The organism is Achromobacter sp. Marseille-Q4962 (assembly GCF_943737005.1).
Taxonomy (GTDB): Bacteria; Pseudomonadota; Gammaproteobacteria; order Burkholderiales; family Burkholderiaceae_B; genus Achromobacter.
The window spans coordinates 101,987-115,825 of the sequence record NZ_CALSFU010000006.1; the positions used below are offsets into that span (position 1 = coordinate 101,987).

Consider the following 13,839-nt stretch of genomic DNA (forward strand, 5'->3'; position numbering starts at 1 on the left):
CCGGGAGACGCAGCGCATGACCGTGTCGCCGACGCCGGACGCCGCCGGCCTGCCGTTCGACCCCACCACCGAATATTGGCAGGCCATCGAAACCGCCGGGACGCTGCGCGTGCCGGCCAATCCGCCTTATGCGCGGGCTTATCCGGCCCGCCTGCCCGATGGGCGCTACCTGGTGCTGCCGCTGCGCGGCGTGCCGGGCGACGCCGGCCGCTGCGTGGCCTCGCTGATCGCCAACCACGCCAGCCTGGACGTGGTGGAAACGCTGGCCGGCTTCATGGCGCAGCGCGCCCGCGCCTTCGGTGCGGAGCTGGTGGTGGGCCTGCCCACGCTGGGCCTGGCGTTCGCGCCGCTGGTGGCGCGCGCGCTGGGGTTCAGCCGCTATATCCCCTTCGGCTACTCGCGCAAATACTGGTACGACGAGTCGCTGTCCGTGCCGGTGCATTCGCTGACCACGCCCGGTGCCGGCAAGCGCCTGTACGTGGACCCCAACCTGGCCGGCTGCCTGCGCGGCCGCCGCGTGCTGGTGGTGGACGACGCCGTCAGCACGGGCCAGACCATGGCCTCGGCGCTGGCGCTGCTTGCGCGGTGCGAGGCGCGCGTGGCCGGCATCGTGGTGGCCATGCAGCAGGGGCAGAGGTGGCGCGAGCGGCTGGTCGACGAGGCGGGCCGGCCGCTGCCCCTGGCCTGCGCCTTCGAGTCGCCGCGCATGCGCCGCACGGCGGGCGGCTGGGAGCCCGAGCCCGCCGCCTGATCCCCGGGCCTCGCGCCCATGCGGCGCGCGCGGCCTGGCCGGCCGGAACCGCGTGGCCGGCCGCGCCATTTGCCGAGCAGGGACATGAGCATGAGGGGGCCCCGGCTCGTCAGGGGGGATCGGGGCGCCGCCGCAGCGAAAATCCCTGGGCGGCGTTCATGGCCAGGTAGCTGATGTTGCGCGACACGACCGGCGGGGCCTCGCCGCCATGCAGGGCCCGGACCTGGTCCAGCACCATTTTGTCGGCCAGCGTCATGCGGTCGATCATGCGCAGGTATTGCATCCAGCTTTCGACCAGGAACACCTCGCGCCAGACGCCCTCGCGCTCCAGGTCGCGGAAAAGCTGCCACTGCTGGGCGCCGTTACGCAGCCGCAGCAGCCGCAGCGGGCGCGCCGTCTTGATGAGGTCGCCCAGCTTTTCGTGGGCGATCAGGTACTCCACCGCCACCAGCACCGAGCCGTGCTGCGTATTGAAGCCCGCCTGGGCCAGCGCCGGCTCGGCGCTGTCGGCACGGGCCAGCGATTGCGCATCCACGTGTTCGGGCAGGCGCGAGCGGTACAGCAGGGCGACGGTGATGCCGAGCATGATGCCGGCGGCCGCCAGCGCGCCGGACACGCCCATGGTGCCGGCGAAGTGGCCCCACATGAACGAGCCCGCCGCCAGCCCGCCGAAGATCGCCGTCTGGTAGAGCGCCAGCGAACGCGCCTTGACCCAGTCGGGCACCAGCATCTGCACGGTGGTGTTGTAGGTGGCGAGCACCCCGATCCAGCAGCCGCCCGCCAGCAGCAGCGCCGGAAACGCCAGCCACAGCGTGCCGGTGAGGCCCAGGATGAGCAGGCACACGGCAAGCAGCGTGGCCGCGCCGCTGATCAGGCCGCCCGCGCCCCAGGCGGCCTGCACGCGGCGCACCACCGCGCTGCCCAGGATGGCGCCCACGCCCAGGGCGCCCAGCATGTAGCCGTACAGCAGGGCGTTGCCGCCTTTGTGCTCGTGCGCCAGCAGCGGCAGCAGCGCCCAGAGCGCGCTGGCCGAAAGGCCGAAGGCGAACGAGCGCAGCATCACGATGCGTGTCACGGTGGAATGCTGGGTGTAGCGCAGCGCGGCGACCACGCCTTCGAACAGGCCTTCGGGCGGCAGCCGCCGCGCGGGCACGTCGCGCTTCCAGCGCCAGATGGCCCAGACCAGGCCGCCGTAGCAGACGCAATTGAGCAGGAACACCCAGGGCGCGCCCATGGCGCCCAGCAGCAGGCCGCCGATGGCCGGCCCCACCGCCCGCGCCACGTTGAAGTTGACGCTGTTGAGCAGCACCGCGCTGCCCACGTGGGCCTTGGGCACCTGCTCGCCCACCGCGGCCTGCCAGGCCGGCGTGACGATGGCGCTGCCGATGGCGATGCAGAACACCGAGGCGATCAGCGTGATCGGATGCAGCAGCCCGGCAAAGGCGAGGAGGGTGATGAAAACCCCGCCCGTCAGCTCCAGCAGCATGCCCAGCAGCATGACTTTGCGGCGGTCGTGGTTGTCGGCCACCACGCCGGTGACGATGGACAGGGCGACCAGCGGCAGGGCCGCCGCGACCTGGATCATGGCCACCATCAGCGGGCTGCTCTGCTGGGTGGTGATGATCCACGCGGCCGCCACGGACTGGGCCCAGGTGCCCAGGTTGGCAAAGAGATTGGCGATCCAGATGGTGCGGAACGCCGGGAACGCGAACGGCGAAAGGGTGCTGACTTGGAGCACGGGCTCGGGCGGGGCCGGCGGGTCGGCAGGCAGGTCGGTACTGGCCGAGACGGGTGAGAGCATGTAGACCTCTTGAAACGTCCCCCGGCGCTGCCGCGCCGGGGTCCGCTCAATGGTACGCCCAAAGTTCCCGCCCCCGGGCCACCCGGCCGGAGTCTTACTTCTTCTGCGGGGGATAGGCCTCGTCCAGGTACCGCACGATCAGCGGGATCTGCTCGGCCGTGATGGGCGCGCCGTAGGTCTGCACCATTTTCTTGACTTCGGCTTCCCAGAATCCGGCGGGCATGGGCGGCTGCGAGGAGATGTAGTCCACCGAATGGCACATGTAGCACTGGGCGGCGTTCTGGGCGCCCGAGGCGGCGTGCAGCGTGGCGGTTTCCTTGGGCAGGTCGATCTCCAGCGCAAGGGCGGGGGCGGCACAGGCGCCGGCCAGGGCGAGGGCGGCGGCCAGGCGCGGAAAGGCGGTAGGCATGGCGCTCTCCTCAGGCGGCGGTGACGTGGATGGCTTCGACCACGTTGCGCATGTAGCCGGCCGGGTTCCAGGCGGGCTGCATGGGCTGGGTCTCGCCGCCATTGCTGGTGGCGCGCACCAGCAGCGTGTGCCGGCCGGCCGCGGGCGTGAGGTCGATCCGCCATTCGCGGAACGAATAGCGGCCCAGGTCCTGGCCCAGCGTGGCCGCCTTCCAGGACTTGCCGCCGTCGGCCGAGAACTGCACCTCGCGGATGCCCTGACCGCCGTCGAAGGCGATGCCGCGCACCGTGCTGCGCCTGCCGGCCGGCAGGCGGCCGCCGTCCTGCAGGCTGGTGATGAAGCTGCGCACATTGAAGCGGCCGATGGGCCGGGTCTTTTCCGGCGCCTTGCCCGGCGGGGTACAGGCGCAGTCGTTGTCGGGGATGCGGTAGGCTTTCTGCATCCAGAAGCCGTCGAACTCGCGGTCCAGCACCTTGATGTCGGCCAGATGCTTGACCCAATAGGTGCCGTAATAGCCGGGCACCACGAGCCGCACCGGATAGCCGTTGAGCATGGGCAGGTCCGCGCCGTTCATGGACCAGGCCAGCATCACCTCGCCGTCCATCGCGTGCGCGGCGTCCAGGGCCTTGACGAACTCCGGCGTAGCCGGCAGCACCGGCCGGTCCAGGCCCTCGAACGTGATCTGCCTGGCCTGGGCGCGGATGCCGGCCTTTTCGAGCACGCGCTTGAGCGGCACGCCCTGCCAGCGCGCATTGCCCATGGCCCCGTTGGCCAGCTGGCCGCCCGCCACGCGGGGCTCGAAGAAGCCCCGGCTGTTGCCCGAGCATTGCGCCACCGCCACCAGCTCGACGGGCGGGCCGAAATCCTTCTTGAGCTGGTCCAGCGTCAGTTCCAGCGGCGCATCCACCAGGCCGGTAACGCGCAGCCGGTAGGCGGCTGGATCGACCTGGGTGGGAATGTTGGCGAGGTGATAACGCACGAAGAACGCATCGTTGGGCGTGATGACGTCTTCGGCGAAAACGGAAAAGGGCGTCTCGAGTTGCGGCGGGCGCGCGGTGAGGCGGATCAGCGGCCGTTTTTGCGGATAGGCGACCAGCTCGCGCTCGCCATTGGCGAAAGGCAGGGTGATGGTGGAAGGGGCGGCCAGCGCGGCGGCGGCGCGGCCGGCGAGCGAGCCGGCGGCTCCCAGGGCGCAGGCCTGGCGCAGGAAGCGCCGGCGCCTGTCTTCGGCGGGGGCTGTCATGGATTGTCTCCTGGACTGTTCTGGTTGCGGGCCATCGGGCCCGGGACGTTCTGCGGTCCGGTCCGATCAGCCTAGGAGAGGCTAGCTGACAAATACCTAAATGCGCGCCTGGAAACGCGCCGCGGCCGTTCCATTAACGGCGTTTTCCGTCCTGGCGCGGGCCGCGCCAGGCGAAATCAGACGGAATCAGCCCGCCTGGCAGGCCGTGTCCTCGCTGGCGCGGGGGGCGGCCGGGGCCGCGCGCTGGGGGCGCAGGCGGGCGCTGCGGAAGGGGGCGAGCAGCTCGGCCCACGACGAGGGCAGCAGCGGCGTGGCATGACGCACCGCATCGCGGCGGGCATAGTGCGCCAGCAGTTGCTGGCCGATACGGGCTTCTCCGAGGGGATGGCGGTTGGATTGGGGGGTGTTCATGGTATTTCCGTATTGCCTTGAAAGTGTATTCATTGTACGGGAAAACCCGAATACGCACCAGCCCCGATCTGCGCCGACAAGTCATTGATTTGCTTGAACATATCCCTATATTTCCGGCCCCGCTCTCCATGGGCGGGAATACCCTAGCAGTCAAAAATGGTAGACGGTATACAATGTTCAGCATGGTCGGGCTATGAGAGCCTGGCATTCCTCCCTCTGGATCTGGAGCGCGACATGGCTGAACTGATGAACCGAGACGAATTCCGCACGGCGTTGGAAAACGCCATCAAGGGCAAGAGCGCCAATGCCTCGCCTTTCAGCATTGCCTGGGCCGAAGGCAAGCTGAGCCGCGAGCACCTGGCCCGCTGGGCGGAAAACCATTATCACTACGTCGGTCCCTTCGCCGACTACCTAGGCTACCTGTACGCCCGCACCCCCGACAGCTACACCGAGGCCAAGGATTTCCTGCTCGCCAATATGTACGAGGAAGAAATCGGCGGCGACCGCCACACGGACCTGCTGATCCGCTTCGCGGAAGCCTGCGGCACCACGCGCGAGCGCGTCGTGGACCCGGACAACATGTCGCCCACCACGCGCGGGCTGCAGAGCTGGTGCTATGCGGTCGCCATGCGCGAAGACCCCATCGTGGCCGTCGCGGGCCTGGTGGTCGGCCTGGAATCGCAGGTGCCCTCCATCTACCGCAAGCAGACGCCCACGCTGCGCGAGAAGTATGGCTTCACCGACGAAGAGGTGGAGTTTTTCGACCTGCACATCGTGTCCGACGAGATTCACGGCGAGCGCGGCTACCAGATCGTGCTGGAGCACGCCAACACGGTGGAGCTGCAGCAGCGCTGCCTGAAGATCTGCGAAATCGGCGCCCAGATGCGCCTGCTCTACACCACGGCGCTCTACAACGACTATGTGCAGAAGGAAATCTCGCTGCCCGAGCTGGGCCTGGCCGCCTGAACGGGGCCCCGGAGAGGACACACAGGAGCCGTCGCCCCGGTTCGCGCCGGGGCGACTTCGGAACGCACACCATGCCTATCGTCGTATTTCACAAAGGCGGCCAGACCTACACCGAGGAGGTGAAGGAAAACACCAACCTGGTGGTGCGCGCCGGCATCAAGCAGTTTCCCTATCCCCACCTGCGCTACGAGTGCGGCATGGGCAAGTGCGCCAAGTGCGCCTGCCGCGTGCTGGCCGGCGCGGAACACCTGCCTCCGGTGAACTGGAAGGAAAAAAAGCAGCTCGGCGACCGCATCGAGCAGGGCTACCGGCTTGCCTGCCAGCTCTGGCTCAACAGCGACATCGAGCTGGTTCAGGACCAGGAGTGAGCCGATGGAATCCGCATTCGTCATCCTGACCACCAAACCCGGCGTGTTCCGCACCGAATGCGGGCCGGAGGTGGAAATCGTCGAAACCTACGACTATCACTTCTACGGCCGCCGGCTGGCGGTCTACAGCATCGCCCGGCTGCGGGGCGAGACGCGGGTGGTCGTCACGGAAGAAACGCCGCCGCACGTGGTGAACCGCGTGCCTACCAAGTTCCTGGAGAAATTCGATTCCATCGAGGCGGCGCGCAAGGAGCTGGACCACCTGACCCGGTTCGGCAGCATCGAAACCCGGCTCACGCTGCGCGCCGCCGAAGCGGCCGCCGGCGGAGCCTGAAAGCGGGATCCAGACAAGATGGTCCACATCACATTCATTTCCAACGGCGGCAAGGTTGCCACCGCGCCCGAGAACAGCAACCTGTTGCGCGTGTCGCTCAGGGAGCAGGGAGGCATTCCGTTCAAGTGCGGCGGAGGTCTGTGCGGCACCTGCAAGTGCCGCATCGAAGACGGGCTGGAAAACACCGACGCCATCAAGCCCAAGGAGCGCAAGCACCTGCGGCCCGAAGACTTCGAGGCCGGCTACCGCATGGCCTGCCAGACCTTCGTGAAAGGCGACATCAAGGTGTCGTGGGTGGTGGAAAACGGCAAGGGCATCGTAGTGGGCGTGGCGCCGCGCGGGACCGCCGGCGCGCCGGCCGCCGGATCGCCGGCTGCGGAATCGCCGGCCGAATCCGCCTGAGCGCGGGCGCGGCCGGGTCTCGGGGGCGCCGGCCGCCGGACCGCCGGCCGCCGGATCGCCGGCCGCCGGATCGCCGGCCGCCGGATCAAGCGGCCGACGCCCGCGACTGCGACTGCTGCTTGGCTTCGGTGTAAGCCTTGGCGGCGTTGTGCACGTGCTGGCTGGCCAGCAGGGCCGCCAGGTCGCCGTTGCCCGCGATGACCGCGTTCAGGATCTGCGCATGCTCGTCCCAGTTCTGCCGGGCGCGGTGCATATTGCTCGGCGCGAACACCAGCGCCGTGCGGTCGCGCAGCGAACGCATGAGGTCGGTCAGCACCGCGTTGCCGGCCACGGTGGCGAGCATTTCGTGGAATTGGGAATTCAGCGCCTGGAACTTGTCGAGCTGTCCGCTGCTGACCGCCTGCGTGCCCTCGCGCAGGAAGGCCTGCAGCCGCTCCACTGTCTTTTCGTCGCGCCGCTGGGCCGCGAGCTTGGCGTTCAGGCCCTCCAGCGTGGCCCGCACTTCCACCATGTCGTAGGCGGCCGCTTCCGACAGCACCGACACCGACGCGCCGCGGCGCGGCTCGATGGTGACCAGGCCCTCGGCGGCCAGCGCGCGCAGCGCCTCCCGCACGGGAATGCGCGACACGCCCATCTCTTCCGAGAGCCGCCCTTCGACCAGGCGGTCTCCCGGCGTGAATTCGCCGCTCAGGATGCGTTCGCGCAGCTTGTCGCGGATGACCGCGAAAAGCTGGGGATGCTGCTCGCCGATCTTGAGCGGCGCGGATTTCGTCTCGGCATGCAGGCTATCGGTGGCGGAGGTCATGGGGGCGACATGGCGTAATGAATACAGTCTCCATTGTATTACCGGGTGTAGCAGCGCCGATGGGTGTTTGCCCCATCATGCGCCCCAGAAGGCTTTGACAAGCACCCCGATGGCGCTCAGCGCGCACACGGCAAGCAGGATGGCGCGCACCGCGTGCGGCGGCAGGCGGTGGCGGAGCCGGTTGGAGACCGCGAAACCGGCCAGCAGAAAGGGAGCCAGGCTGAGCGCCAGTCCGGCGTGATGCGCCGTATAGCGGTTGGCCAGCGCCAGCATGGACAGCGAGAAAATCGATCCCAGGAAGAGCACCATGCCCAGCGTGGCCCGCAGGCGCGGCGGCGCGGCGTGCTGCAGCACGATGGCGATGGGCGGCGCGCCCACCGAGGTCATGGTGCCCATGAGTCCCGAGGCCACGCCCGCGCCCGAGACGCGCGCCGGGCTGGCCTCGAAACGCAGCCCGGCCGCGCTCAGCGCCACGGCGGCCAGCACCAGCACCGCGAACAGCGCGCCCAGCGCCTGGGGCGGGAACCGCGTCATGGCGTAGATGGCGAGCAGCGTGCCCACGGCCCGGCCGGCCAGCGCGTAGCTGACCGAGGGCCAGTGGATGGCGGCGCGCTCGCGCAGCGCGGTGAGCAGGGAGATGAAGCCGCCCAGCGTGAGCAGCGGCCCGGGGGCGAGCTGGGGGAAGAACAGCGCCGCCACGGGCGCGGCGAACATGGCGAAGCCGATGCCTCCCACGCCCTGGGCGATGGCCGCGCCGAACACCACCACGGCCATGGTGGCGTAGTGCCAGAGATCGGGAGGGGGGAGAGCCGGCATAGGTTTGTCTCAATATGTATACGATAGTCTATCTAGAAATTCAGTCCGGCTATCGACAGGTCAGGGAATTTCCGGGTAAACCCCGACAAGCTCCTGAATAATCGTGGGTTTTTTAGGCTTATCGCTTTCCCTAGGGCATGCATATTTCGATTGGTATAGCGCCCTACGAAATATAGTATACCAATGTGACGATTTCGGATGTCACAATACAAGGGGAACCGCATGCAATCGGACGTCGTACTCAATGTGGCGCATTGGGTCTATCTGCTCAGCGTGATCGTGATCATTCTCACGATGATTCTGCGCGCCAATGTCGTGGTGCCGTCGGTGATCGGCACGTTTCTGGTGGTGTTTGCCATTACCGGCAACCCCATCAGCGGCCTGATCGGCATTTTCTCGGCCAGCTTCGTGGCCGCCAAGGAGCTCTTCAACATCTTCCTGGTCATCACGTTCATGACCGCCTTGCTCAATTCGCTCAAGACGCTGCAGGCCGACGTGCGGATGGTGCAGCCCTTTCGCAAGGTGATGCGCAGCGGGCATTCCTCGTTTCTCATCATCGTCGTCTGTACCTATGTGATCTCCCTCTTTTTCTGGCCCACGCCCGCGGTGCCGCTGGTGTCGGCCATCCTGCTGCCGGCGGCGATCGCCGCAGGGCTGCCGCCGCTGGCCGGCGCCATGGCCATCGCCATCGCGGGGCAAGGCATGGCGCTTTCGTCCGATTACGTCATCGGGGTGGCCCCCGGCATCAGCGCCAAGGCGGCCGGCGCGGCGGTCAGCGCGGCCACCGTGGCCGATCGCGCGCTGGTGCTGTCGCTCATCACGGGCGGGGTGGCGCTGGTCATCGCCTACCTGCTGGTGCGGCGCCAGATCGTGCCGGCCGACGCCGGGCTGCTGAGGGCCTGGCAGGCCCGCGCGCAGGACGGCAGCCTGGAGCGCATCGAGCATTCCGGCTCTTTCGACAAGGCGGAACTCGCCCGCGGCACGGCCGGGCCCGATCATGCGCTGCCGCCGGCCGCGCCCTGTTCCGACGAGGAGCGCCGCCGGGTGCGCTGGTCGCGCCTGTTCGCCGTGGTGACGCCGCTGGCCTTCCTGGGCGTGATCGCCGTGATGGTGCTGCCGCGCCTCTTTCCCTCGCTGCCGGCGCTGCGCGGCGGCGACGCGGCGGCCCTGGTGGGCGGCGTGGCTTTCGTGCTGATGATGCTGGTGACGCTGGCGGCCGAAGGCCCGCGCCGCATGCTGGACGTCTGCCCCGAGCACGTCACCGACGGGTTCGTGTTCGCCTTCAAGGCCATGGGCTCGGTGCTGCCGATCGCGGGCTTTTTCTTCGTGGGCGCCAACGAGACGGCGGCGCAGATTCTGGGCGTGCCGCAGGCGCAGGCGCCGGGCCTGCTGTTCGAGATCATCTCGGCGGCGCAGCACTTCATTCCCGAAAACCATTTCCTGGTGGCCTTCGGCGTGCTTCTGGTGGGCATGATCACGGGCATCGACGGCTCGGGCTTCGCCGGCCTGCCGCTGACGGGCACGCTGTCCGGGGCGCTGGGGCCGGTGGTGGGCGTGGACCCGGCCACCCTGGCCGCCGTGGGCCAGATGGGCGCGGTGTGGACGGGCGGCGGCACGCTGATCGCCTGGTCTTCGCTGATCGCGGTGGCGGGCTTTGCGCGCGTGCACGTGCTGTCGCTGGTGCGGGCGCTGCTGCTGCCGGTGGTCGTGGCGCTGGTCATTTCCACGATATGCGCGGTGCTCATCTGGAGCTAGGCGGCGCGGGCACGGCAAAGGGGCCCCTCGCGGCCCCTTTTTTCATGGCCCCGGCCCTGCGGAACCGGGGGTTAATACGGATCGCGCCATACGGATTAAAGTATACAATGTTCATTAGCACGATTCTCAGACGCCGCACCGCCGGCCGCGCCGGCAAAGGAAGCATTCCGTGGACGATCTCTCGCAACAGGTATTTCTGAACCACATAGGCGGCGAATGGGTCGCTTGCGCCTCGGGCAAGACCGCGCCCAACGTCAACCCGGCCGACACCGGCGACGTCGTGGGCCATTTCCAGGTGTCCGGCGCCGAGGACGCGCGCCGCGCCGTGCAGGCCGCCCAGGCTGCCTTTGCCGCCTGGCGCGACACCCCGGTCAGCAAGCGCGCCGCCATCCTGTTGCGCGCCGCCCAGTACCTGGAGGACCATGCCGAGGCATTCGGCCGCGAACTCACGCGCGAAGAAGGCAAGGGCCTGAATCTGGCCAGGGACGAGGTGATGCGCTCGGCCCAGACGCTGCGTTTCTATGCCGTGGAGGGCCAGTCTTTTACCGGCGAGACTTTCGTCAACGACGATCCCGACATGGTGGTCTACACCCAGCGCGAGCCGCTGGGCGTGGTGACGGTGATCTCGCCCTGGAATTTCCCGATTTCGATTCCCGCCCGCAAGATCGCGCCGGCCCTCATCACCGGCAACACGGTGGTGTTCAAGCCCTCGTCCGATGCGCCGCTTTCCGGCCTGCGCCTGGCCGAGGCGTTGCTGCAGGCGGGGCTGCCGGCCGGCGTGCTGAATTTCATTACCGGGCCGGCCTCGGCCGTGGGCCAGGCGCTGACAGCCGCGCCGGAAGTGCGCGCCATTTCCTTTACCGGCTCCACGGCCGCGGGCGAGCAGATCCACCGCGCCGCCGGGCTGACGACCCGTACCCAGATGGAGCTGGGCGGCAAGAACCCGCTCATCGTGCTGGCCGACGCCGACCTGGAGCGCGCCGTGGACCTGGCGATCAAAGGCGGATTCTCGCTCAGCGGCCAGGCCTGCACCGGCACCAGCCGGGTGCTGGTGGACAAGCGCGTGCTGCCGGCCTACACCGAGAAGCTGCTGGCGCGCATGAAGTCGCTCACCATCGGCAACGGGCTGGAAGGCAGCTTCGACCTGGGCCCGTTGGCCACGCGCCAGCAGTTGGACAATGTGCTGAGCTACGTGGCCATCGGCAAGCAGGAGGCCACCCACCTGCATGGTGGCGACCGGCTCGTGGAAGGGGCCTACGGCAAGGGCTACTACGTAACGCCGGCGCTTTTCACGGACGTGACGCAGCAGATGCGTATCGCGCGCGAGGAAATCTTCGGCCCCGTGCTGGCCCTGATCGAGGTGGACGGCTACGAAGACGCCATCGCCAAAGCCAACGACACGGAATACGGCCTGTCGGCCGCCATCGCCACGACCGACGCGCGCCATGCCCACCGCTTCGCGCGCGACATCCAGGCGGGCACGGTGAAGATCAACCGCACCACCACGGGCAATCTCATCAATGCCCCGTTCGGCGGCCTCAAGCATTCCAGCACGTCCACTTTCCGCGAGTCGGGCCGCGTGGGGCTGGAGTTCTACACGCAGATCAAGACCGTCTACCGCGCGGGCTAGGGCGTGCCGACACGTCCCGGGCCCGTGTCTTCCCTGACATTCCCAAGAGGCTATCCATGAAACAGGTTTACCGGCTGGAACTCGAAGAGGCGCGCGTGATGGTGCGCGCCGCCATCGCCAAATCGCAGGAGATCGGGGTGCTGGAGTCCATTTGCATCGTCGATGACGGCGGCTATCCCATTGCGCTGGAGCGCATGGACGGCGCGCGCATCACCGGACCGCAGATCGCCTGGAACAAGGCATTCACCGCGGCCGGCCACAAGCGTTCCACGCATCTGTTCAACACCCCGCCCAACGGGCCGGCCCTGCCGGGCAACGAGGCCTTCGGCATCCAGTGGAGCTTCGAGGGCCGGTTCGCGGTGTTCGTCGGCGGGTTTCCCATCGTGGTCGATGACGAGGTCATCGGCGGCGTGGGCCTGAGCGGCGGCAACGGCGAGCAGGACACCAAGGCCGGCCTGGCGGCGCTCGCCGCGCTGGCCGAGCTGCTGGAGCCGCGCGGCATGAAAGTGACCGTGCAGGCCGACATCAAGAAATGAACCGGCCGGCGGGCCGGGCCTCTGCAAGGCTCCGCCCGCCGCGCGCAGCAGGCAGGAATCAATATGGCATACCGTGTGCAGATACTGGGCAGCGACCAGTCCTTTTCCGTGGAGCCGGGGGAATCCGTGCTGCAGGCCGCCGGGCGGGCGGACGTGCGGCTGCCGCACGAATGTACTTTCGGCGGTTGCGGCACCTGCCGCATCAAGCTGGAATCCGGCGCGGTGGATTACGAAGAGTTCCCCATGGCGCTCACCGAGGAAGAAGCGCAGCAGGGCTACGCGCTGGCCTGCCAGGCCCGGCCGCTGTCCGACCTGTGCATCAGCGCGGCGAGCGGCAGGCGGGATTTCCCCGAGCCGCGACGGCTGCCGGCGACGGTGCGCGCCATCGAGCCGCTGTGCGACGATGTGATTCACCTGACCCTGGACGTGCCCGAAGACCTGGAATACGTGCCGGGGCAGTACATGAACGTGGTGCTGCCCGGTGGACAGACCCGCAGCTTCTCCATGGCTTCCGCGTCCGGCGTCGGGCGGCTGGATTTCCACGTGCGCCGCATTCCGGGCGGCTTCTATACCGACCGCTGGCTGGGCCAGGCCCGGCCCGGCGCGGCGGTGGAGATCGAGGCGCCGCTGGGCGTGTTCAGCTACCACGAGGAAGACTGGCGGCCGATGATAATGATGGCCACCGGCACGGGCATCGCGCCCATCAAGGCCATCCTCGAATCGCTGCTCGACAGTGAAGACTGCCCGCCCATCACGCTGTACTGGGGCATGCGCACCGAGGCCGACCTGTACCTGCGCGAGCAGATCGAGAGCTGGGCGCCGCGCCTGTACGAGTTCAATTTCGTGCCGGTGCTGTCCCGGCCGGCGGACGGCTGGCGCGGGCGGCGCGGCCACGTGCAGCATGCCGTGCTGGAAGACCACGAAGACCTCTCCGAGCACGCGTTCTACCTGTGCGGCGCGCCCGGCATGATCCAGGAGGCCAGGCACCTGTTCGCGCAGCGCGGCGCGAGCCTGGACCACATGTACGCCGACAGCTTCACCTTCCAGCATCCCCTCGCGGCGGCCGCCTGAGCATTGCGGCGGCGGGAAAGCGGCCCGGCCGGCTCAGGCGCGCGCGTTCCCGTCGCGCAGCACCAGCACGGGCAGGCGGGTGTGCGCCAGCACGCGCTGCGTTTCGCTGCCCAGCAGGAAACCCGCCATGCCGTGGCGGCCGTGCGACCCCATGACGATGAGGTCGCAGCCTTCTTTCTGGGCGGTTTCCACGATGGCGGCGTGCGGATGGTCGTTGACCGCGATGACGGGCGTGCAGGGCACCAGCGCGTGGCGCGCTTCCAATTCGAGGCCGTCCAGGTAGCTTTGCGCATTCTGTCGGGCGTGGCCGGCGAGCTGTCTTTCCGACACCGCCAGCATCTCTCCCTGGTAGATCGCGAGAGGATCTTCGGGAATGACCCGCAGCACCGTGATGCGGGCCCCTATTTCCTTGGCGAAAACGAGGCCGCGATGGAACGCCGATTCCGACAGCAGCGAGCCGTCGACGGCAATGAGCAGATGCCTGTACATGATGCTTCTCCTTCGCAAAAAGGAAAGCCGGGCCAAGCCAGTATATGACCGG

General features: G+C 68.3%; 16 protein-coding genes. 9 read left to right on the plus strand and 7 right to left on the minus strand.

Features of this window, described 5'->3' with window-relative positions:
- Positions 1–16 precede the first annotated feature (16 nt).
- A complete protein-coding gene (locus tag NGJ44_RS06850) occupies positions 17–751 on the plus strand; it encodes a phosphoribosyltransferase (RefSeq protein WP_251863499.1) in 735 nt (244 codons plus the stop codon).
- 109 nt (positions 752–860) lie between these two features.
- On the opposite strand, the gene NGJ44_RS06855 is transcribed toward NGJ44_RS06850, so the two are convergent.
- The 4 genes from NGJ44_RS06855 to NGJ44_RS06870 all read right to left on the minus strand — a co-directional run bounded on the left by NGJ44_RS06855 (position 861) and on the right by NGJ44_RS06870 (position 4,615).
- Positions 861–2,552 carry an MFS transporter gene (locus tag NGJ44_RS06855; protein WP_251863500.1) on the minus strand — a complete coding sequence of 564 codons (1,692 nt, stop codon included), beginning with the start codon at positions 2,550–2,552 and terminating at the stop codon, positions 861–863.
- A gap of 94 nt (positions 2,553–2,646) precedes the next feature.
- The gene (sorB, locus tag NGJ44_RS06860; RefSeq protein WP_053246536.1) at positions 2,647–2,961 is read right to left on the minus strand and encodes a SorB family sulfite dehydrogenase c-type cytochrome subunit; all 315 of its coding nucleotides are present in this window, start codon (positions 2,959–2,961) and stop codon (positions 2,647–2,649) included.
- A 10-nt stretch (positions 2,962–2,971) separates the two neighbouring features.
- A complete protein-coding gene (sorA, locus tag NGJ44_RS06865; protein WP_053246535.1) occupies positions 2,972–4,204 on the minus strand; it encodes a SorA family sulfite dehydrogenase catalytic subunit in 1,233 nt (410 codons plus the stop codon).
- A gap of 186 nt (positions 4,205–4,390) precedes the next feature.
- Positions 4,391–4,615: a hypothetical protein gene (locus NGJ44_RS06870; RefSeq protein WP_251863501.1), complete on the minus strand. Its 225-nt coding sequence runs from the start codon at positions 4,613–4,615 to the stop codon at positions 4,391–4,393.
- Positions 4,616–4,849: 234 nt separating this feature from the next.
- Here NGJ44_RS06870 and NGJ44_RS06875 point away from each other — a divergent pair, with 234 nt between their 5' ends.
- From NGJ44_RS06875 to NGJ44_RS06890, 4 genes are all read left to right on the plus strand, one after another.
- The gene (locus NGJ44_RS06875) at positions 4,850–5,581 is read left to right on the plus strand and encodes an iron-containing redox enzyme family protein (RefSeq protein WP_053246534.1); all 732 of its coding nucleotides are present in this window, start codon (positions 4,850–4,852) and stop codon (positions 5,579–5,581) included.
- 71 nt (positions 5,582–5,652) lie between these two features.
- On the plus strand, positions 5,653–5,949 hold the full coding sequence (locus tag NGJ44_RS06880; RefSeq protein WP_053246533.1) for a 2Fe-2S iron-sulfur cluster-binding protein: 297 nt from the start codon (positions 5,653–5,655) through the stop codon (positions 5,947–5,949).
- Positions 5,950–5,953: 4 nt separating this feature from the next.
- Positions 5,954–6,283 carry a hypothetical protein gene (locus NGJ44_RS06885; protein ID WP_053246532.1) on the plus strand — a complete coding sequence of 110 codons (330 nt, stop codon included), beginning with the start codon at positions 5,954–5,956 and terminating at the stop codon, positions 6,281–6,283.
- Positions 6,284–6,301: 18 nt separating this feature from the next.
- Entirely contained in the window at positions 6,302–6,685 is a 384-nt protein-coding gene (locus NGJ44_RS06890) for a 2Fe-2S iron-sulfur cluster-binding protein (RefSeq protein WP_251863502.1), read from the plus strand.
- A gap of 85 nt (positions 6,686–6,770) precedes the next feature.
- On the opposite strand, the gene NGJ44_RS06895 is transcribed toward NGJ44_RS06890, so the two are convergent.
- Positions 6,771–7,490 (minus strand): GntR family transcriptional regulator, encoded by a 720-nt coding sequence (locus tag NGJ44_RS06895; protein ID WP_053246253.1) that lies wholly within the window; start codon positions 7,488–7,490, stop codon positions 6,771–6,773.
- A gap of 75 nt (positions 7,491–7,565) precedes the next feature.
- Positions 7,566–8,306: a sulfite exporter TauE/SafE family protein gene (locus tag NGJ44_RS06900; RefSeq protein ID WP_053246252.1), complete on the minus strand. Its 741-nt coding sequence runs from the start codon at positions 8,304–8,306 to the stop codon at positions 7,566–7,568.
- A 222-nt stretch (positions 8,307–8,528) separates the two neighbouring features.
- Here NGJ44_RS06900 and NGJ44_RS06905 point away from each other — a divergent pair, with 222 nt between their 5' ends.
- From NGJ44_RS06905 to NGJ44_RS06920, 4 genes are all read left to right on the plus strand, one after another.
- Entirely contained in the window at positions 8,529–10,061 is a 1,533-nt protein-coding gene (locus NGJ44_RS06905) for a hypothetical protein (protein ID WP_251863503.1), read from the plus strand.
- Positions 10,062–10,230: 169 nt separating this feature from the next.
- Positions 10,231–11,691, plus strand: coding sequence for an aldehyde dehydrogenase family protein (locus NGJ44_RS06910; RefSeq protein ID WP_053245238.1), 1,461 nt, complete (start codon positions 10,231–10,233; stop codon positions 11,689–11,691).
- Positions 11,692–11,747: 56 nt separating this feature from the next.
- The gene (locus NGJ44_RS06915) at positions 11,748–12,227 is read left to right on the plus strand and encodes a GlcG/HbpS family heme-binding protein (protein WP_053245233.1); all 480 of its coding nucleotides are present in this window, start codon (positions 11,748–11,750) and stop codon (positions 12,225–12,227) included.
- A gap of 63 nt (positions 12,228–12,290) precedes the next feature.
- Positions 12,291–13,298: a 2Fe-2S iron-sulfur cluster-binding protein gene (locus NGJ44_RS06920; protein WP_251863504.1), complete on the plus strand. Its 1,008-nt coding sequence runs from the start codon at positions 12,291–12,293 to the stop codon at positions 13,296–13,298.
- Positions 13,299–13,331: 33 nt separating this feature from the next.
- On the opposite strand, the gene NGJ44_RS06925 is transcribed toward NGJ44_RS06920, so the two are convergent.
- Entirely contained in the window at positions 13,332–13,787 is a 456-nt protein-coding gene (locus NGJ44_RS06925; protein WP_053245235.1) for a universal stress protein, read from the minus strand.
- Positions 13,788–13,839 lie beyond the last annotated feature (52 nt).